Annotated in this window: 23 protein-coding genes, 1 tRNA gene and 1 riboswitch; of the genes, 17 read left to right on the top strand and 7 right to left on the bottom strand. The window is 44.6% G+C overall.

The window, feature by feature from the left end; all coding sequences use genetic code 11:
* Positions 1-109: 109 nt before the first annotated feature.
* Positions 110-748: an MBL fold metallo-hydrolase gene (locus BTR1S_RS08885; protein WP_006637544.1), complete on the top strand. Its 639-nt coding sequence runs from the start codon at positions 110-112 to the stop codon at positions 746-748.
* A gap of 49 nt (positions 749-797) precedes the next feature.
* On the opposite strand, the gene BTR1S_RS08880 is transcribed toward BTR1S_RS08885, so the two are convergent.
* Complete coding sequence (locus BTR1S_RS08880; protein ID WP_006637543.1) at positions 798-1,043, bottom strand: DUF2626 domain-containing protein; 246 nt, start codon at positions 1,041-1,043, stop codon at positions 798-800.
* A gap of 212 nt (positions 1,044-1,255) precedes the next feature.
* On the opposite strand from BTR1S_RS08880, the gene mgsR reads away from it, so the two are divergent.
* The gene (mgsR, locus tag BTR1S_RS08875) at positions 1,256-1,636 is read left to right on the top strand and encodes a transcriptional regulator MgsR (RefSeq protein ID WP_034326457.1); all 381 of its coding nucleotides are present in this window, start codon (positions 1,256-1,258) and stop codon (positions 1,634-1,636) included.
* 63 nt (positions 1,637-1,699) lie between these two features.
* Here mgsR and BTR1S_RS08870 read toward each other — a convergent pair.
* A tRNA-Gln gene (locus BTR1S_RS08870) sits at positions 1,700-1,771 on the bottom strand.
* Between the two features lie 83 nt (positions 1,772-1,854).
* Between BTR1S_RS08870 and rsbRD the strand changes: the two genes are divergently transcribed.
* From rsbRD to BTR1S_RS08825, 9 genes are all read left to right on the top strand, one after another.
* A complete protein-coding gene (gene rsbRD / locus BTR1S_RS08865; protein WP_006637541.1) occupies positions 1,855-2,712 on the top strand; it encodes an RsbT co-antagonist protein RsbRD in 858 nt (285 codons plus the stop codon).
* Positions 2,713-2,850: 138 nt separating this feature from the next.
* Positions 2,851-3,918: a competence type IV pilus ATPase ComGA gene (comGA, locus tag BTR1S_RS08860; RefSeq protein WP_006637540.1), complete on the top strand. Its 1,068-nt coding sequence runs from the start codon at positions 2,851-2,853 to the stop codon at positions 3,916-3,918.
* Positions 3,905-4,942 carry a competence type IV pilus assembly protein ComGB gene (gene comGB, locus BTR1S_RS08855; protein WP_029419376.1) on the top strand — a complete coding sequence of 346 codons (1,038 nt, stop codon included), beginning with the start codon at positions 3,905-3,907 and terminating at the stop codon, positions 4,940-4,942. Before comGA ends, comGB begins: the two co-directional genes overlap by 14 nt.
* 14 nt (positions 4,943-4,956) lie before the next feature.
* On the top strand, positions 4,957-5,250 hold the full coding sequence (comGC, locus tag BTR1S_RS08850) for a competence type IV pilus major pilin ComGC (RefSeq protein WP_006637538.1): 294 nt from the start codon (positions 4,957-4,959) through the stop codon (positions 5,248-5,250).
* Positions 5,250-5,693, top strand: a complete 444-nt coding sequence (gene comGD, locus BTR1S_RS08845; protein ID WP_006637537.1) for a competence type IV pilus minor pilin ComGD — start codon at positions 5,250-5,252, stop codon at positions 5,691-5,693. The genes comGC and comGD overlap by 1 nt, the downstream gene beginning before the upstream one ends.
* Positions 5,677-6,024 carry a competence type IV pilus minor pilin ComGE gene (comGE, locus tag BTR1S_RS08840; RefSeq protein ID WP_029419377.1) on the top strand — a complete coding sequence of 116 codons (348 nt, stop codon included), beginning with the start codon at positions 5,677-5,679 and terminating at the stop codon, positions 6,022-6,024. Before comGD ends, comGE begins: the two co-directional genes overlap by 17 nt.
* The gene (comGF, locus tag BTR1S_RS08835) at positions 5,933-6,424 is read left to right on the top strand and encodes a competence type IV pilus minor pilin ComGF (RefSeq protein WP_255265708.1); all 492 of its coding nucleotides are present in this window, start codon (positions 5,933-5,935) and stop codon (positions 6,422-6,424) included. Before comGE ends, comGF begins: the two co-directional genes overlap by 92 nt.
* Positions 6,425-6,478: 54 nt before the next feature.
* The gene (gene comGG, locus BTR1S_RS08830; RefSeq protein WP_224254418.1) at positions 6,479-6,802 is read left to right on the top strand and encodes a competence type IV pilus minor pilin ComGG; all 324 of its coding nucleotides are present in this window, start codon (positions 6,479-6,481) and stop codon (positions 6,800-6,802) included.
* A gap of 79 nt (positions 6,803-6,881) precedes the next feature.
* Positions 6,882-7,067, top strand: coding sequence for a YqzE family protein (locus tag BTR1S_RS08825; RefSeq protein ID WP_006637533.1), 186 nt, complete (start codon positions 6,882-6,884; stop codon positions 7,065-7,067).
* A gap of 93 nt (positions 7,068-7,160) precedes the next feature.
* On the opposite strand, the gene BTR1S_RS08820 is transcribed toward BTR1S_RS08825, so the two are convergent.
* Positions 7,161-7,481 (bottom strand): DUF3889 domain-containing protein, encoded by a 321-nt coding sequence (locus BTR1S_RS08820; protein ID WP_006637532.1) that lies wholly within the window; start codon positions 7,479-7,481, stop codon positions 7,161-7,163.
* Between the two features lie 262 nt (positions 7,482-7,743).
* Here BTR1S_RS08820 and tapA point away from each other — a divergent pair, with 262 nt between their 5' ends.
* From tapA to tasA, 3 genes are all read left to right on the top strand, one after another.
* Positions 7,744-8,490 (top strand): amyloid fiber anchoring/assembly protein TapA, encoded by a 747-nt coding sequence (gene tapA / locus BTR1S_RS08815; RefSeq protein ID WP_006637531.1) that lies wholly within the window; start codon positions 7,744-7,746, stop codon positions 8,488-8,490.
* A complete protein-coding gene (gene sipW / locus BTR1S_RS08810) occupies positions 8,487-9,068 on the top strand; it encodes a signal peptidase I SipW (protein ID WP_006637530.1) in 582 nt (193 codons plus the stop codon). Before tapA ends, sipW begins: the two co-directional genes overlap by 4 nt.
* A 69-nt stretch (positions 9,069-9,137) precedes the next feature.
* Positions 9,138-9,932 (top strand): biofilm matrix protein TasA, encoded by a 795-nt coding sequence (gene tasA, locus BTR1S_RS08805; RefSeq protein ID WP_006637529.1) that lies wholly within the window; start codon positions 9,138-9,140, stop codon positions 9,930-9,932.
* Between the two features lie 106 nt (positions 9,933-10,038).
* Here tasA and sinR read toward each other — a convergent pair whose 3' ends face one another.
* The 4 genes from sinR to BTR1S_RS08785 all read right to left on the bottom strand — a co-directional run bounded on the left by sinR (position 10,039) and on the right by BTR1S_RS08785 (position 13,248).
* Complete coding sequence (gene sinR, locus BTR1S_RS08800) at positions 10,039-10,374, bottom strand: transcriptional regulator SinR (RefSeq protein ID WP_006637528.1); 336 nt, start codon at positions 10,372-10,374, stop codon at positions 10,039-10,041.
* Between the two features lie 33 nt (positions 10,375-10,407).
* A complete protein-coding gene (gene sinI / locus BTR1S_RS08795; protein ID WP_006637527.1) occupies positions 10,408-10,581 on the bottom strand; it encodes an anti-repressor SinI in 174 nt (57 codons plus the stop codon).
* A gap of 189 nt (positions 10,582-10,770) precedes the next feature.
* Positions 10,771-11,565 (bottom strand): YqhG family protein, encoded by a 795-nt coding sequence (locus BTR1S_RS08790; protein WP_006637526.1) that lies wholly within the window; start codon positions 11,563-11,565, stop codon positions 10,771-10,773.
* A gap of 3 nt (positions 11,566-11,568) precedes the next feature.
* Positions 11,569-13,248 (bottom strand): DEAD/DEAH box helicase, encoded by a 1,680-nt coding sequence (locus tag BTR1S_RS08785; RefSeq protein ID WP_029419381.1) that lies wholly within the window; start codon positions 13,246-13,248, stop codon positions 11,569-11,571.
* Positions 13,249-13,496: 248 nt separating this feature from the next.
* A riboswitch (glycine riboswitch) is annotated at positions 13,497-13,599 on the top strand.
* Positions 13,600-13,834: 235 nt separating this feature from the next.
* On the opposite strand from BTR1S_RS08785, the gene gcvT reads away from it, so the two are divergent.
* Genes gcvT through gcvPB form a run of 3 tightly spaced genes read left to right on the top strand, consistent with a single transcriptional unit; the run spans position 13,835 to position 17,759 of the window.
* Positions 13,835-14,929: a glycine cleavage system aminomethyltransferase GcvT gene (gene gcvT / locus BTR1S_RS08780; RefSeq protein WP_029419382.1), complete on the top strand. Its 1,095-nt coding sequence runs from the start codon at positions 13,835-13,837 to the stop codon at positions 14,927-14,929.
* Positions 14,930-14,959: 30 nt separating this feature from the next.
* The gene (gcvPA, locus tag BTR1S_RS08775) at positions 14,960-16,306 is read left to right on the top strand and encodes an aminomethyl-transferring glycine dehydrogenase subunit GcvPA (protein ID WP_006637523.1); all 1,347 of its coding nucleotides are present in this window, start codon (positions 14,960-14,962) and stop codon (positions 16,304-16,306) included.
* The gene (gcvPB, locus tag BTR1S_RS08770) at positions 16,299-17,759 is read left to right on the top strand and encodes an aminomethyl-transferring glycine dehydrogenase subunit GcvPB (RefSeq protein WP_006637522.1); all 1,461 of its coding nucleotides are present in this window, start codon (positions 16,299-16,301) and stop codon (positions 17,757-17,759) included. The genes gcvPA and gcvPB overlap by 8 nt, the downstream gene beginning before the upstream one ends.
* Positions 17,760-17,795 lie beyond the last annotated feature (36 nt).

Below are 17,795 nucleotides of genomic sequence, written 5' to 3'. Positions count from 1 at the left end.
CAGTTTATTTCCAATTTTATTTTAACCGTTTTCATCAACTTTGTCGAGGGTAACATGATTCATTGAAAGTTTCTCTCAAAACCTTCATAATGATATCGAGGTGAAAAAGATGAAATGGAGAAGAATGCCTTTAGGGCCCATTCAAACAAATGCATATATCTTATCAAATGATGACGGCACCTGCTTAATATTTGATCCAGGCAGTGAAGCCGGAAAACTGAACGCATACATAAAAGAAAAAGGGCTTACACCGCTTGCCGTCCTGCTGACGCATGCCCATTTTGACCATATCGGGGCTGTGGACAAGGTAAGAAAAGAGTGGAATATTCCCGTCTATGTCCATGAAAATGAAGCCGAATGGCTGACAGATCCTTCATTAAACGGATCGGCCCTGCTGACGGGGCAGCAGATTACCGCGGAAAAAGCCGACCGCCTGATCGATGAGGAGAACGAGCTCAAAATCGGCTCATTTAAGCTTCAGGTTCTCTTTACCCCAGGCCATTCTCCCGGAAGCGTCTCTTATTATGTACAAGAGGAAAACATGATCATCTCCGGAGATGTCCTGTTTAAAGGGAGCGTCGGCCGCACAGATCTTCCCGGCGGAAACCATGACGTTCTGATGGACAGCATTCATAAAAAACTGCTCTCTCTGCCTGAAGAGACGCTTGTATTAAGCGGACATGGACCAGAGACGGATTTGATGACGGAACAGGAACAAAATCCGTTCATCAACGGCTTTACGCTATAGACAGGAAAAAAGAGACGAAATCCAAGCGGATCGTCTCTTTTTTCTTGCCTTAATGGCCTCCCTGGCCGGGAACCATAATAAAAACCGAATAGTATGTAAATCCAGCAAAAAAGACCGTCAAATATGCGCCGAAAATATAAATGTACATTCGTTCTGTCAAGTTGAGATACGATAAGAAAACAAAGAAAACGGTTTGCCCGAAAAACAGCAATGACGCATCCTTCATATCTCCTAAATAAAACATGACCGCAAAAATACCTGTCCAGAAACCCAACACGCGGAACATGCGATTCATTGATATCCCTCCCAGAAAGCCCCTTTGTTTCTATTATAGATCAGTTCATCTTGAAATGTAAACATTTTCATTTTGAGAAAATCAATTCATTTTTTACAATTTTGTGATCGAATGGCCGGCATGAAATTTTCTTACCGTGTTTAATAAAAAAAGATCCCGGGTACGTATCATAACAAAGACAAGGCATAGCAATAAAAAAGGAGGAAACGGACATGGAAGAGCTGATTTTTTACTCTTATCCAAGCTGCACATCATGCCGCAAAACAAAACATTGGCTGAAAGCGAATCAGATTGATTTTAAAGAGCGCCACTTATTCAGGGAGACGCCGAATCAAGAAGAATTAAAGCATATTCTGTCTTTGACAACAGAAGGCTTCGATGAAATATTGGCGACGAGAAGCCAGGCGTTCAAACAGCTCAATTTGAATATTGAGGAGCTGACGGTTAGCGAAGTAGTGGACCTGCTCATTCAAAAACCGAAGCTCTTGAGGCGTCCGATTCTCGTGAGCGGAGACAAGCTTGTTATCGGATATAATCCCGGCGAGTTATTAAAGCTATCGAAGAAAAACGCTTTGCAACGATCTGTGTCCTGAAAAAACCGAAGATTGCTGAAAACGGAATTTTTCAGCATATCTTCGGTTTTTACGCTTGGAAAACTGGGCTAGCTGGATTCGAACCAGCGCATCACGGAGTCAAAGTCCGTTGCCTTACCGCTTGGCTATAGCCCATCATACTACACGTTTAGTTTTAGCAAAAATTTTTGTTTTATACATATGGGATGTTCTAATGCAATTACTTAAGGAGGATGGATATGAAAAGCAAAAATTCAGCCCTTTATCAGCATTTCATGAAACGGTCGAGTCACATCACAGATGAATGGTTATCAAATACGCCGATTCAACAATCCGGTCTTTCTACGGCAAAGCAATATAAAGAATTTGTTCAGGCGGTCATCAATATATTAACAGAAAAAAAGCCGCAAAAGGAATGGAAGGCAGCCTTGGAGTGCGCGAGAAAATTAGCGCGGGACAAGGCTGTCATCCAAGCTCCCATTCATGAAAGCCTAAAAGGTTTTAAAATATTCCGGCGCATCTTTATGGATGAAATCGAAACATTTTCAAATGAAAGTGCACATGACATTTCCAAAAAAGAAGCTTTTGAGTGGAGTAAACGGCTTAACTTGATGTTGGATGAATTCATTGAGCAATTTATGGATGAGTATGACAGGACCACAATCAGACAATTGCATGCCCAAAAGGAAATGATCCGTGAATTAAGCGCTCCAGTGATTCCGATCTCAAATCATATAGGCGTTCTGCCCCTCATAGGAGAAATCGATACAAATAGAGCTAAAGTCATTTTGGAATCCGCCCTTGAACAATGTGCAGAGCTTCATCTGACTCATTTGTTCATTGATATTTCAGGTGTTCCGATTGTTGATACAATGGTTGCTTACCAGTTATTCAGGGTAGTTGACAGCACAAGGCTTCTAGGGATTGAGACGATTATTTCCGGCATTCGTCCCGAGATTGCCCAGACGGTCGTCAAGATCGGCATCGATTTTTCCAATATCAAAACAGAGCAAAGTCTCGCAGTGGCACTTTCTAAAAAAGGTTTTCGCATCTGGGAAGGAGACGTCTCCGTGCAAAATGATAAAAACATGGTATGAGGACCCGTTTTTTAAAAATAGATTTTCGTCTTTCATATTCTTTTTTTGCCTTCCGCAACCCGCTCATTTTCTTTTTTTGAGGATTTGAAGCTTCCGGCGCTTTTCGCTAAACTGCGGTTAGAAAGGAGGCGCAAGGATTTGCAAGCGATTGAACCATTAAGCGGGAGAGTAATCGAAGAGGCATGCAGAATGAGAGCATCTGACATTCATATTGTTCCGTGTAAAAAAGAGGCGATTATCCGTTTTAGAATCGACGGTGAATTGATTCAAAAGGACAGGCTGACGAGGCTTGAGTGCTCAAGGCTGATTTCCCACTTTAAATTTCTTTCTTCAATGGATATCGGAGAACGGAGACAGCCGCAAAGCGGTGCTTTAACCCTTCAAGTGAATAATAAGCCTGTTCATTTAAGAATGTCGACTTTGCCCACTGTATACGATGAAAGCTTGGTGATCCGCGTTTTGCCGCAAGCAAGTGCCCCGCCGCTCAGAAGCCTGTCATTGTTTCCGGATGCAACGTCGAAGCTGCTGTCTTTTCTGAAGCATTCACACGGCCTGATGATCTTCACCGGCCCTACAGGTTCGGGAAAAACGACAACTCTGTATTCGCTAATCGAATATGCAAAACAGCATTTTAACCGCAATATTATTACCCTGGAGGATCCGGTGGAATCCAGAAGCGAGCATGTTCTTCAAGTACAGGTAAATGAGAAGGCGGGTATGACATATTCTGCCGGCTTAAAGGCTGTTCTCCGCCATGATCCGGACATGATCATTCTGGGGGAAATCCGCGATGCAGAAACAGCCAAAACCGCGGTCAGAGCGGCGCTGACAGGTCATCTTGTATTATCGAGCATGCACGCGAAAAACGCAAAAGGCGCGATATACAGACTGCTTGAATTCGGCGTCACAATGACAGAAATTGAACAGACGCTGGTTGCTGTAAGCGCGCAACGACTCGTCAATCTTGTCTGTCCATTTTGCGGAGAGCAGTGTTCTTTTTATTGCAGAATGGCGAGGGAAGTCAGAAGAGCAAGCATTTTTGAGCTTCTGTATGGAAAGAGCCTGAATCTTTGTATAAAAGAAGCTAAAGGCGCATATGTAAACAACCGCTTCGACACATTGAGAAAATTGATCCGCAAAGGGATAGCGCTCGGTTATGTGCCGGCCGGATCTTATGAACGCTGGGTGCATCATGAAGCCGATTAAGAACAGATGGCCTGTCGGGGAACAGGCAGAGTTCCTTGAAAAGCTTGGCGAGATGATGATGAACGGTTATACGCTTCTTGATGCATTAAGCATGCTGGAACTGCAATTAAAGCGGCAGCAAAAAACGGATATTGCATTCGGGAGGAGAAGGCTTGCGGAAGGGTATCCTGTTTTTCAAGTTTTAAATATGATTTCATTTCATAAAGCTGCCGTCAGCATCGTTTATTTCGCCGAACGTCACGGTAATGTGCCATTTGCTTTTATGCAGGGCGGCGAATTGCTCCGCCGTAAAATCGAACAGGCCGAAAAAATCAAAAAAGCCGCACATTATCCGGCATTTTTGATTTTGACGGTTTGCCTCATTGTCTATATGATGAAAGCCGCCATTGTTCCGCAGTTTTCCGCGATCTATGACTCGATGAACATGGAAACGCCCTTTCTGACATCCTTCATCTTTTTATTTTTTGAAAGTTTCTCCTTGTTGTTTCTGTGCATACTAGCCGCCGCTGCTGTTTTTTGGGCGTATTATTTGTACGCTTTCCGCCAAAAGCCCCCTGAAGACAAAATGGCTCTTCTCATCAGAATTCCGCTGGCAGGCAGAATCCTCAAATTGTTTAACAGCTACTTTTTATCACTTCAGCTGAGCAATCTTCTTACATCCGGTTTGTCTATATATGACAGTTTAAAAGCGTTTGAAAGCCAGCCCTTTTTGCCGTTTTTCCAAAAGGAAGCTAAACGGCTGATCGAGAGGCTGAAACAGGGGGAAGCGATAGAACATATGTTAAACGGACACCCGTTTTATGAAAAGGACCTATCAAAGGTGGTGGCTCACGGCCAATTAAACGGCCAGCTTCACAGAGAGCTTTATTCATACAGCCAATTTCTGATCGACCGGTTTGAAAAGAAAGCGGAAAAGTGGACAGGCCTGCTGCAGCCGCTGATTTACGGTTTTACCGCGGCCATGATTTTAATACTCTATCTGTCCATGCTGTTGCCAATGTATCAAATGATGAATCAGTTATAAAGGAGGCCGTCCAAATGAATGAAAAGGGATTTACGCTGATTGAAATGCTAGTCGTCATGCTTGTCATATCAATTCTGCTTTTAATTACGATCCCGAATGTCACCAAGCACAACCAAAGTATTCAAAAGAAAGGCTGTGAGGGATTAAAAAGCATGATTCAGGCCCAAATTACGGCTTATGAGATCGATCATGACGGAAAAACGCCGAGTCTGGGCGATCTGGAATCAGAGGGATACATTAAGAAGAACTTGGCTTGTCCTAACGGAAAACCGATTGTGATTTCAAATGGCAGTGTACAAACCCGATAATGGCAAGGTATCAAAAAGGGTTTACTCTTCTTGAAAGCCTCACCGTTTTGCTGATCAGCTCGATTATGATGATATGTTTATTTGCCGGATTGCCATCCGCTTATGAAAAAAGGATTGTCCAGCATTTTGCTGCACAGCTTGAAGCAGATTTGCTTTTTGCCCAGCAGTCAGCTTTTGTTCAAAACAAGAAGGTGAAAGTACTGTTTGATACCGATCATTACAAATATACCATCAAGCCGGCTGATGAAAGCTTACCCCCTTATCTTGTCAGGGAGTATGATCACAAAATTGACATAAAAAAATCGACAATCGGACAACATTTCACCTATAGCCCGAGCGGGGCTCCGAATCAAGGAGGAAAACTGTTGATTAATGCAAATAAAACCTCGTTTGAATTGACGATTTATTTAGGAAGCGGCAGAATCAATGTTCAAAAAAAATAGAGGGTTTATGACACTTGAAACTGTTTCTGCATTTAGTATTTGGATGATGATAGCCGCTTTTTTAATTCCGGCATATCATCAGCTCGAATTGAAAGCTGACATGATGGGAAAAGAAGAAGAAGCATACCGCATCTTAGATGAGAAGATCAGCCGCTACATGCTGATCGGGCGTTATCAGGCGGCAGAAACCGTTTTTTATCAGGGAACCGCCTACTTTATTGAATGGGAGGAAAAAGGAGATGAATATAAAGTTTGCATCTCCATTGAAGACAGAAAAGACCGCCAGCATTGTTTCGGAATTCTCAAAACAAAAGGGCTTTACCCTTCTTAATACTTTAAGTTCATTAATGGTCTACATGTTCATTGCCGGAACGGCCGTCTCAATGTTTCATCTGTTTTTATCCCCGGCTGTCAACGAGGATGATATCCGTCCGGAAGAATGGACCATTACAGCTGAACAGATGCTCAAAGAATGCAAAGAAGCTGAGGACATTAAAGTAAAGAACAACGGCCGGGTACTTGAGTTGAAAAATTCTTTAGGTGATGCGGTCCGCTATGAACCGTATCGGACATTGATTCGCAAAAGAGTAAATTCAAAAGGCCATATGCCGATGCTGCAGCAAGTCAAACGCGTAAAATTCAGACTTGAAGATCACCACGTTATCTTTGATGTCATCGGTCTTAACGGCAAAAAGTATCGCGCGGCATTTCCAATCTATCATTCTGGATGAAGGTGGTTAAATCTGTACAATTCCAAAGGCTATATTTATCCCGCAGCGCTTTTTATGGCGATGATCTGCATGCTGTGCGCCGGCCATTCCGCGGCGGTTTTTATCACGAAGCAAGCGTTTGCCAAACAAACGAAAGAGTTTTACACCCAGCAAAATCTCCTTCGAAATGGGGTTCTTTATTCCGTCCGGCATATCCAAGACGAACGGGAAAGAGAGGAAAAAAAGGCGTATGGTGCGGTCTCGTATTCCATTTTGCCAGCCGGTAAACAGACGAAGCTTGTGAGGATTAAGATAAAAACAGCAGCGAAAACCGTGAGAACTGCGGAATTTCAATATCATTTGAAGAAAAAGAAAATCAGCCGGTGGAAAGAGAAGTAGCGGTTAAGCCTGAAAAAGACGTATAAAAAAGTATGCGCCTGACAACACTTCATCATAAGAAGTGCGATGAGGTGAGCAGATGAAAACGAACGATTATGTGAAATATATGACAGAACAGCTTGTCAAGTATATGGATACACCAAAACAAGAAAGAAAAGAAATGAAAGAAAAGCGCAAAGAAAGCAGACCGCCGTCCCGCATATACCGCTGGTTCGGGATTCTTCCTATCGGCTGCATGATGTTTTTTAAACGTCATAAATCATAAGATAGAAAAGGCATCCCCATTCGGCGGGCCGCGGGCCAGGAGGTTCGAATTTCAATCAAGAAATAGGAAGCCGTTTTCCTAAAGGAAAGCGGCTTATTTATATTCTTCAACAACTACCACTTTATTAATTTTATGGGTTGAAGGCTCGTACGAAATGGTGACAAATACGCCAAAATCTTTATTTCCTTCACTAAGGGTCAGGTGGTACTGTTTAACAGCTTCATCAGTTCGTTTTCGGTCCCATACCTTTTGGGTGAGCCGGACTTCAGCTTCCGGGTATCTCTTTTTGGCTTCCTGAACAGCTTTTTCTTCCCATTTCGTCATAACGGCTGTTTGATAGCCTGCTCCTTGTACATACAGCGGTTTTGAACTTACAAGCAATAAAAGGACGCATAATATGATCTTTTTCAGCATGGGTCACCATCCTTTCCTCCCTATTTTTTTCCTTGTCGACACAGTTTATACAAAAAAATAAGAATAAATTGTGTACATTATAAAGAACTTCATTTTTTTCAAAAAGATGAGAATTTAAGAGTTTTTTTGAGGAATTGAATGAAAATGTTCTGTAAAACGAACTAAATCGACTATTTTGACAGTTTTCAATTGTGAGCTTTGTTCTTTATACTCTAACTATTAGGTTCTTTAAAACGAACGAAAAGCTGCTAGGAGGGTAGTCATGATTAGATTATCTCGAACTAGGAGACGCCGAAAAAAAGACAAAAAGACGATCATCGGTTTTCAAATGATGTTGATCATCTACCTTTTGATTGGACTGGGGAGTCAGCTGAATCAAAATACGAACGCATCGTTCCATGATGTGGAAAAATATAGCATGTCAATGAAAGCGTCTGCAAAATTCAAGGACATAGATGATAGAGAGTGGGATGGAAGCGATTTGAAGCTTCAAAAACAGACAAAAACAAAAGGAAGCACTTGTGCGCCGTTGCCTTTATTTGCTGAATTTAAAAACCGCGGCAACAGCATAACCGCTTCAGAATGGAAATGGGAGCTGCACAAAATCGAGAGCTCTTCAAAGCCGCTGAAAGACGGGGCTGTCATAGACAAAGGCACGGTTGGCAAGGAAGTCCGCAGCCATCTATACAGGATTGAGTCAAATCGTGCGGTAAGTGGAGGAATTTACGTTTTTAAATTGATAAAACCTGAAGGTCATCCTGATATCAAACGGGGAAAGCCGTTTATTTGGTCAAAGGTGATGAAACTCAGCGACTGCAAAGAAAAGACGCCGAAGCCTCCAAAAAAAGCCGAATCCAAACCAGATCGTAAAGACAAGCCGGAAACATTCCGGGAGACTGAACGAACAGATAAAATCGAGCCAGAAAAACAAGGAACAGACGGCGGTCGGTCCGTCCGTGAGGAAAAAAATAAAGAGAAACATTCATTAGAAAGCGGGGATGCGTCATGAAAAAAATCATGAAATGGGTCAGCAATTTCTTATATGTGATTATTTTCACGCTGATCATTGCGGCGGTCATTGTTGTCATATCAACAAAATCGTCGGGCGGGGAGCCTCAGCTGTTCGGCTATCAATTGAAGACGGTTTTATCCGGTTCAATGGAGCCGGAGTTTAAAACGGGATCAATTATCGCCGTTCAAAAAGTTGCAAATCCCGAGTCCTTGAAAAAGGGCGATATTATTACATTCATGCAAGATCAGAACACAATGGTTACCCACCGGATTATCGGTATAACAAAACATAAATCAAATCTCGTATTTAAAACAAAAGGTGACAACAACCAAAATCCCGATTCCGATCCTGTTTTGGCGGAAAACGTTGTCGCAAAGTATTCGGGAATTACCGTTCCATATGCGGGGTATCTGCTGGATTTCGCCAGCAAACCCATCGGCACAGCCATCTTGTTGATCGTGCCGGGTCTCTTGTTAATTCTTTATGCGGTCATTACGATATCCGCGGCATTGCGTGAAATTGATCAAAAAACAAAAGCAATCGAAGCCGCCGGAAAAGACCGGGTTTCAATGTAACTTTCGTTGGTCACCTGTTATTCAGGTCTCCATATATAGCATTTTTCAATTATAAAAGGAGGAGTTATCATGGGTACAAAGAAAAAAATTGGATTAGGAGTTGCGTCCGCTGCTCTTGGGCTGGCATTAGTAGGAGGGGGAACTTGGGCCGCGTTTAACGATATCGAAACGACACAAGCTACGTATGCAGCAGGTACGCTTGACTTAAATGCGAAAGAAACGTCTGCGAGAGTGAACCTGTCAAACTTAAAACCGGGTGATAAATTCAAAAAAGAATTCACATTTAAAAATGACGGTTCATTGGCCATTAAAGAAGTGTTAATGCAGATGGGCTTCAGCAATTTCGTTGACGCCAACGCGAAAAACGGCGGGAAAAATTCTGCCGAAGACTTCCTGAAACAGTTTAAAGTCAGCGTATTGACTGTCGGCGTTGAAGGCGGAAACGGATATCCTAAAAACATCATTCTTGATTCCGCGAATCTCTATGATCTGTACAATATGTCTGCGAAAAAAGATAAAAGCTCAATGGAAAAAATCAAAAAGCTAATTGAGCCGGGCTTCCTGCATGACAACGGCAAAATCAATGTCGCGACAATCAAGGGCAAGACTGCGCCTCAATACGATGGTATTCCAAAAGATCCATACGATTTCGACAAAGTCGAAATGGTCATTGAATTTATCAATGACACAACAACAGACAGCAACGGCAACATGATACAGAACAAATATCAAGGAGATTCTGTACAGCTTGACTTCTCATTTGAGGGTACTCAATGGAACGGCTTAACCATCGATGGAAATAAACACGCCGATGAAAAAGGATATGTTAAAGAGAACGAAAGAGCACACAGTGAAGATAAATAATGCTATCCATTAAAAAAAAGCGGATCAACAGATCCGTTTTTTTTATGTAAATTTGATCGGCGTCGTTATATTTTTTAAATGCCAAAGGGAGTAAGATATGTGACACTTACTCCTTTTCCTGTCTTTTCTTCCATTTTTGATAATCCAAAAATTCGCGAAATTGTTTTTTAGAAACCCCTGATGCCATCGCGTCACGAACTAGATTTTCCCATTCACTATCTAATTGACCATCGTATTCGGTTTCATCTTTCTCATCAAGCAGGGTATGAACCGAGACGTCCAGAACAGCGGAGACTTTTTCTAGAAATTGAATGGAGGGGTTTGTTTGCAAATTTCTTTCTATTGAACTTAAATAAGACTTCGCTACCCCAGCCTTTTCAGCTAGTTCAGATAGTGAGTAGCCTTTTTCTTTTCGATATTGTTTAATACGCTGGCCAATCAATGTCATCACCTTCCTTTCGATATTATAGCACATTCAGAAAGGATTTATTGAATGACTTCTTTCAATTGGTGTGGAAGCTTCCGAAGGCTTATGACCCAAATTGAGAAAAATTCTTATTTCCTCTGGACTAATACCTGCTCTGAGAGCGCTTTTGATGAGATCTTCCCACTCCTTGTCCAATTCTTCCTTCTCACTTTTCGCTTTCATGATACATGTCCCCTCCCAAAATACTTGGTTATGTATTTCAGTCAACCTTGTTGTTGGCAACAAAGATAAATCGCTGGCCTCAGCATTTTTCCAAACTTGTCCAATTGTTGATGCGAAAGTTTATCGTCTTACTTCCATTATAATCCTAGGTTTCTGAATAAAAAGAAGAACCGTGTCGAATCGGAAAAATTATCCTGAGGTTTTTTTCTGCAGATAAAACAAACCGCCGTTTTCGATCTTCATTTCGATTTTTGGTTCGTACAGTGTTTGCAGGGCTTTTTTTTCAATTTCGTATTCCTCAGGCTTTTCTTCCGTCTCTTCATAAAACTGATTCAGAAGGGAAAGGTCGTTATTCCATCTTTTAAGAGAAGCTTCAGCCCAATCAAGAGGCTCGCTTCTGGCGGCTTGTTCGATATAGCGTTCAAGCCGTTTGATGCCGCTTTCCGGTTTGATTAAAGGCGACATGGTGTAGCAGTAGTCGGAAATGTGCGTAGAGAGCGCCCTTTCTTCCATTTGTTCTTGAAACCCTTCTATCAGCTGTCCGCTGATTAAATGGAGGCCGAGAGACAGAAGCTTGTCTTTTTTCATGTCGGACTGGAATGAGATCGTTACATTCAAGCCGAGCCACGGTTCAAGGGGCGTATGGCCTCCCATAAAGCGGACCTTTTCATAAAGACGGATAAATTTTCCGTTCTTTTTTACCGCCTGAAAAATTTGAAATAGCCTCGGTGAGCCGAAATGAATAAATTCCCCTTCAATATCCTCAGGCGCCGCTTCTTCATTTGTAATCAGCGTAATTTTCATCGGATTCGGCTGTCCGCCCGTTTTCTCGAGCCAGTGCCAATAAAAAGGCCTGTTCATAATTTGTTTATCGACTTCAGCGGTCAGCTGCACGGTGATATGGCCGGCGCTCTTGTCAATGATGTCGCATCGATTCGCGGTGAAAAAGCGTTCTAAAAACCGCTGTATTTCTTCCTGCCTCATCCTTCAGCCTCCAATCTGTTTGTGGTCTTGAACAGCGTCGTCCCCGCAGGAGATAAACGATGCCAAATTTTCCATTTTGATTTTCATTTCTTCGTCAGATGCTGAATAATAGAGGATATCATGAAGGTGCTCTTCAAAATGACCGACCTCTATTTTTGTCAAAATATCATCCAAGTCGCCAACAACTTTTTCGAATAAATGGATTTTTTCGTAGAGAAGCTTCAAGATATGTTCCTCTACGGTATGTTTTGTCGCCATATTGTAAATATAGACGTCCCGTTCCTGGCCGAGCCGGTGAATCCGTCCGATTCTTTGTTCAAGGCGCATCGGGTTCCAGGGGAGATCATAGTTGATGATTTTGTTGCAAAATTGAAGGTTGATCCCTTCACCGCCCGCTTCCGTGGCGATCAGCACCTGAACTTTGCCCCGGAACAAGTCCTTCATCCAGTCTTTCTTTCCTCGTTTAAAGCCGCCGCGAAACGGCACAGAGCTGATCCCATTTTGCTGAAGGAACCATTGCAGATAAATTTGCGTCGCCCTGTATTCCGTAAAAATGATGACTTTGTCGTTGAGTTCCTGAATCAGCTCGACGACTTTCATCGCTTTGGAGTTCTGTGTAACCTCGTTTACCCTGTTGATCAGCTGATGAATCGCGGCTTCTCCGATGACAGGGGCTTCACGGTCTTTCCTGTCGAGCATGTTTTTCAGCGTCATATAGACCGCTTCTCTGCTTGAACAGCATTCGCGCTCCAATGTCATAATCGAAAACATGCCGGCCGAATGGCGGTGATCTTTTTTCAGGCTTGTGATTTCGTCATATAAAGCCTGTTCGGTCGGAGAAAAAGAAATCGGCACGGTTTCGACATGGCGCTTCGTCCATGTGATTCCCGTATCCTGCCGCCTGTTTCTGATCATGACTTTATTGATGAGCGATTTCAATCGCTCGTGCGCCTCGGCGGAATTGATTTGTTTTGAATAATCTTTGTTAAAGTTGCTTTCATTGCCTAAATGGCCCGGCTTTAAAAGGGAGACGAGGTTGAAAATTTCGTCAATCTTGTTTTGAATCGGTGTCGCAGTCAGCATCAGGCAGTATTTTTTCTTTAAGTTGCGGACGAATTCGTAGTTTTTGGTTTTATTGTTTTTCAGTTTGTGAGCTTCATCAATAATCACCACATCATATTGAATGGATAATACCGTTTCCCGGTGCGGCGAACGTTTCGCTGTATCAAGGGAGGAGACGACAACGTCACACTGCTCCCATACATAGCTTTTTTTCTGCTCGACGGCCGGGATTAAAAATTTGTCGCGCAGTTCTTTTACCCACTGTGATACAAGTGAAGCGGGCACGAGAATTAAAATTTTTTTTGCCAGACCGCGAATCATGTATTCTTTTAATATCAAGCCGGCTTCAACCGTTTTTCCAAGACCTACTTCATCGGCTAAAATGGCTTTCCCGTTCATCTGTTCGACCACTTTTCGAGCGACCTCAAGCTGGTGGGGAAGCGGGGTGAAATCAGGCAGATGGTGTGGAGCCTGTAGCCCTTCAAAGGTTGGAATCGCCAGGCGTTTTTGCACCTCGCAGGAAAGCTGGTAAAGCTCCCAATTCGCCCAAGGACCGTCCTGTTCAAGGTGTTCCGCAAACTGTTCAGGCCACTCCTTGTCAAAATGAATCTCTGGAATCATCATATCGCCGCCTTTCCTCTCTTATCATTTAATGGAATGTTCTTTTTTAAAAGATAATCTTTTATGAATCAAGCTGATTTAATCAAGAAATGAATAAAACGCGAACAATTCAAATGAAAAATAATGAAATGTTAATGCTTTTTTCTGTTGCCCAAACGCTGTGATGATGGTAGGATATTTGTAGATCATCAGCGAAAAAATCGTACGCTTTATCTAGTATGTCCATGAAAAGAAATGAATATGAGCGAATGACAGCAAGGGGAGAGACCGATAAGGAATCCCTTATAACGGCGCCGAAGGAGCAAACTGTGAAATAGTGAATCTCTCAGGCAAAAGAACTCTTGCTTGACGCAACTCTGGAGAGAGTTTGTACCATAATCATGCTTAGCAAACCACCAAAGGGGACATCTTTGCGTTTATGCAAAGTAAACTTTCAGGTGCCAGGACAGAGAGCCTCCGAACTGACAAAGGGGGTTCTCTGTCCTTTTTTGTGCCGTGAATGCCGGCTGCATGAAGAGCTTTTGTTATTGAAATCTTTCGCGTTTTCTGATGATTGGCAAACTTAAAACACAAAGGGGGAAGCAGGATGCTGAAACGAACGCCTTTATTTGACCTGTATAAGGAATATGGCGGAAAGACGATTGATTTTGGCGGCTGGGAGCTGCCTGTTCAGTTTTCATCGATCAAAGAAGAGCATGAAGCGGTAAGGACGAAAGCCGGTTTGTTTGACGTTTCCCATATGGGGGAAGTCGAGGTCACAGGCGCTGACAGTCTGCCGTTTTTACAGAAGCTTTTAACCAATGATGTTGCCGCATTGAAGGAAGGCGGCGCACAGTATACAGCGATGTGCGATGAAAACGGCGGGACGATTGACGATCTTCTTGTCTATATGAAGGGAAGCGGGCGCTATCTGCTGGTCATCAACGCAGCCAACATCGGCAAGGACATCGATTGGCTGAATCGGCATGCGGAGGGGGATGTGAAGATCAAAAACATCTCAGATGAAATCTCTCTGCTTGCCCTTCAGGGACCGAAAGCCGAACAGATCTTACAACAAGTGACAGACATTGACCTTGCCGCGTTAAAGCCGTTTACCTTCCGGGATGAAACCGCGGTCGGCAGCGTGCGGGCGCTTGTCTCAAGAACGGGGTACACGGGAGAGGACGGTTTTGAAATCTACTGCCGAGGTGAAGATGCAGCCCGCATTTGGAAGCTTCTTTTAGAGACGGGCCGGGATGAAGGCCTCATTCCGTGCGGTCTTGGCGCCAGAGACACCTTGCGTTTTGAAGCGAAGCTCCCTCTATACGGACAGGAGCTTACAAAAGACATTACGCCGATTGAAGCAGGGATCGGGTTTGCTGTTAAAACGAAAAAAGAGGCGGATTTTTTCGGCAAGTCTGTTTTGGCAAAACAAAAAGAAGAGGGAGCCGACAGAAAACTCGTCGGGCTTGAAATGCTTGATAAAGGAATTCCGCGGCACGGGTATCCCGTTTACCATCAAGGCGTACAAGCGGGCGAAGTGACGACTGGAACACAATCGCCGACCTTGAAAAAAAACGTCGGTCTTGCTCTGCTCAAAAAAGAGGCTGCCGAACTCGGCACCATTGTCGAGGTTGAAATCAGGAAAAAGCGTCTGAAAGCGAAAATTGCGAAAACCCCATTTTATAAACGGCAGCCGTAAGTTTGCCATGATCATGAAAGGAGACTGAAGATGAAGCACCGCTACCTGCCTGCGACAGATCAGGATAAAAAAGAGATGCTAGAGGCGATCGGAGTCAGCCAGATTGACGACTTATTCTCCGATATTCCAGAGAGCGTCAGATTTAAAGGCGAATATCAAATTAAACAAGCAAAATCCGAGACGGAGCTCACGAAAGAACTGACAAAGCTGGCGGCAAAGAATAAAGACACGGCCGCGTACGCTTCATTTTTGGGAGCGGGCGTGTACGACCATTATCAGCCGGTCATTGTCGATCATGTGATTTCAAGATCTGAATTTTATACGGCCTACACCCCATATCAGCCGGAAATTTCGCAAGGGGAGCTGCAGGCGATCTTTGAATTTCAGACGATGATATGCGAATTGACGGGAATGGATATCAGCAACTCGTCCATGTATGACGGCGGAACGGCGCTGGCGGAAGCCGCGATGCTTGCATCAGGGCATACGAAAAAGAAAAAAATCGTCGTCTCGGAGACCGTTCATCCGGAATCACGCGAGGTGCTGAAAACTTATGCAAAAGGGCAGTACATCGAAGTCGTGGAAGTGCCTGCCAAGAACGGGACGGCTGATATCGAAGCCATTGACGCAGCGGTATGTGATGAAACCGCAGCCGTTATCGTCCAATATCCGAACTTTTTCGGACAGATCGAACCTCTGCACGAAATCGAGCCGATCGCCCATAAAGGAAAAAGCATGTTCATCGTGTCCGCCAACCCGCTGGCGCTCGGCATCTTAACGCCTCCGGGAGCATTCGGGGCCGATATCGTCGTCGGCGATGCCCAGCCATTCGGTATACCGGCCGCGTTTGGAGGCCCCCACTGCGGATTTTTCGCCGTCACTAAAAAGCTGATGCGGAAGGTTCCGGGGCGTCTTGTCGGGCAGACGGAAGATGAAAATGGAAAAAGAGGGTTCGTATTAACGCTGCAGGCAAGGGAGCAGCATATCAGGCGGGATAAAGCAACATCGAATATTTGCTCGAACCAGGCGCTCAATGCGCTCGCCGCTTCTGTTGCGATGACGGCGCTCGGCAAAAAAGGCGTCAGGGACATCGCCTGGCAGAATATGCAGAAAGCGTCTTATGCCAAAGAAGCCGCCAGGCGGGCGGGCCTTGAAGTCGCGTTTGACGGTCCTATGTTCAACGAATTCGTGATCAAGCTGAAGGAATCTGTCACCCAAGCCAATGAACGCCTGCTTGAAAAGGAGATCATCGGCGGCTATGATCTCGGCCTGTCATATCCGGATTTGAAAGACCATATGCTGATCGCAGTGACAGAACTCAGGACGAAGGAAGAAATAGATACATTCATCAAGGAATTGGGGGATCGCCATGCATAATCAGGATCAATCGCTTATTTTTGAGATATCAAAAGAAGGAAGGGTCGGCTACAGCCTGCCTGAGCTTGACGTCCCTGAAACAGATGAATCAGACCTTCTGGATGAGGCCTATATCAGGAAAGAGCCGGCAGAGCTTCCCGAGGTGTCTGAGCTTGATATTATGCGGCATTATACCGCTTTATCAAGGCGAAACCACGGCGTGGATTCCGGTTTTTATCCGCTTGGCTCCTGCACGATGAAATACAATCCGAAGCTCAATGAGAAAATCGCGAGGATTCCGGGGTTTTCAGCCATTCACCCGCTTCAGGACGAACATACGGTGCAGGGGGCGCTGGAGCTACTTTACGACCTGAGCGAGCATTTGGAGGAAATTACGGGCATGGATCAGGTCACACTTCAGCCGGCGGCCGGCGCGCATGGCGAATGGACCGGGCTGATGATGATCCGCGCCTTCCATGAGGCCAACGGCGATCGGAAAAGAACGAAGGTGATTGTTCCGGATTCTGCGCACGGAACAAATCCGGCATCTGCGACGGTTGCCGGATTTGAAACGGTCACCGTCAAATCGAATGCCGATGGGCTTGTCGACCTGGAAGATTTAAAACGGGTCGTCAATGAAGAAACGGCTGCGCTGATGCTGACAAATCCGAACACGCTCGGCCTGTTTGAAGAGCATATTTTAGAAATGGCGGAGATCGTGCATCAGGCCGGAGGGAAGCTCTATTATGACGGCGCCAACCTCAACGCCGTGCTCAGTAAAGCGCGGCCGGGCGACATGGGATTTGATGTCGTGCATTTAAATCTTCATAAAACCTTTACGGGACCCCACGGGGGCGGCGGACCGGGCTCAGGTCCCGTCGGCGTCAAAGCCGATCTCATCCCGTATTTGCCAAAACCTGTGCTGGTCAAAAAAGACGGGCGCTTTACATTTGACAATGACCGCCCCCGATCCATCGGCAGGGTCAAGCCGTACTACGGCAACTTCGGCATAAACGTGAGAGCCTATACGTATATTCGTTCAATGGGTCCTGACGGGTTGAAAGAAGTGACGGAAAACGCCGTTTTAAATGCGAATTATATGATGAGGAAACTTGCGCCGTATTATGATCTGCCGTTTGACCGCCACTGCAAGCATGAATTTGTGCTGTCCGGCAGACGTCAGAAAAAGCTCGGCGTCAGAACGCTGGATATCGCCAAGCGTCTGCTTGATTTCGGCTTCCATCCGCCGACCATCTACTTTCCGCTTAATGTGGAGGAATGCATCATGATTGAGCCGACAGAAACAGAATCAAAAGAAACGCTTGACGCGTTTATCGAAACGATGATCCAGATTGCCAAAGAAGCGGAAGAAACGCCAGAGATGGTTCAAGAAGCACCGCATACTACAGTTGTTAAACGAATGGATGAAACAAAAGCGGCGCGCAAGCCTGTGCTTCGCTATGAAAGAGGCTGAATAAGATGAAAGCCGGCGGGTGTATGATTCCGCCGG

Source organism: Bacillus sonorensis NBRC 101234 = KCTC 13918 (genome assembly GCF_001592005.1).
Lineage (GTDB): Bacteria > Bacillota > Bacilli > Bacillales > Bacillaceae > Bacillus > Bacillus sonorensis.
This window is presented reverse-complemented; position numbering and strand designations above follow the sequence as displayed.

Coding starts and splice junctions, on each gene's coding strand:
- BTR1S_RS08880 (WP_006637543.1), bottom strand. CDS start 1,043: ATGAATCGCATGTTCCGCGTGTTGGGTTTCTGGACAGGTATTTTTGCG.
- BTR1S_RS08885 (WP_006637544.1), top strand. CDS start 110: ATGAAATGGAGAAGAATGCCTTTAGGGCCCATTCAAACAAATGCATAT.
- comGF (WP_255265708.1), top strand. CDS start 5,933: ATGAATATAAAGTTTGCATCTCCATTGAAGACAGAAAAGACCGCCAGC.
- comGC (WP_006637538.1), top strand. CDS start 4,957: ATGAATGAAAAGGGATTTACGCTGATTGAAATGCTAGTCGTCATGCTT.
- gcvT (WP_029419382.1), top strand. CDS start 13,835: ATGCTGAAACGAACGCCTTTATTTGACCTGTATAAGGAATATGGCGGA.
- sipW (WP_006637530.1), top strand. CDS start 8,487: ATGAAAAAAATCATGAAATGGGTCAGCAATTTCTTATATGTGATTATT.
- comGE (WP_029419377.1), top strand. CDS start 5,677: ATGTTCAAAAAAAATAGAGGGTTTATGACACTTGAAACTGTTTCTGCA.
- BTR1S_RS08825 (WP_006637533.1), top strand. CDS start 6,882: ATGAAAACGAACGATTATGTGAAATATATGACAGAACAGCTTGTCAAG.
- BTR1S_RS08785 (WP_029419381.1), bottom strand. CDS start 13,248: ATGATTCCAGAGATTCATTTTGACAAGGAGTGGCCTGAACAGTTTGCG.
- comGB (WP_029419376.1), top strand. CDS start 3,905: ATGAAGCCGATTAAGAACAGATGGCCTGTCGGGGAACAGGCAGAGTTC.
- gcvPB (WP_006637522.1), top strand. CDS start 16,299: ATGCATAATCAGGATCAATCGCTTATTTTTGAGATATCAAAAGAAGGA.
- gcvPA (WP_006637523.1), top strand. CDS start 14,960: ATGAAGCACCGCTACCTGCCTGCGACAGATCAGGATAAAAAAGAGATG.
- mgsR (WP_034326457.1), top strand. CDS start 1,256: ATGGAAGAGCTGATTTTTTACTCTTATCCAAGCTGCACATCATGCCGC.
- tapA (WP_006637531.1), top strand. CDS start 7,744: ATGATTAGATTATCTCGAACTAGGAGACGCCGAAAAAAAGACAAAAAG.
- sinI (WP_006637527.1), bottom strand. CDS start 10,581: ATGAAAGCGAAAAGTGAGAAGGAAGAATTGGACAAGGAGTGGGAAGAT.
- comGG (WP_224254418.1), top strand. CDS start 6,479: ATGGCGATGATCTGCATGCTGTGCGCCGGCCATTCCGCGGCGGTTTTT.
- BTR1S_RS08820 (WP_006637532.1), bottom strand. CDS start 7,481: ATGCTGAAAAAGATCATATTATGCGTCCTTTTATTGCTTGTAAGTTCA.
- BTR1S_RS08790 (WP_006637526.1), bottom strand. CDS start 11,565: ATGAGGCAGGAAGAAATACAGCGGTTTTTAGAACGCTTTTTCACCGCG.
- tasA (WP_006637529.1), top strand. CDS start 9,138: ATGGGTACAAAGAAAAAAATTGGATTAGGAGTTGCGTCCGCTGCTCTT.
- rsbRD (WP_006637541.1), top strand. CDS start 1,855: ATGAAAAGCAAAAATTCAGCCCTTTATCAGCATTTCATGAAACGGTCG.
- comGD (WP_006637537.1), top strand. CDS start 5,250: ATGGCAAGGTATCAAAAAGGGTTTACTCTTCTTGAAAGCCTCACCGTT.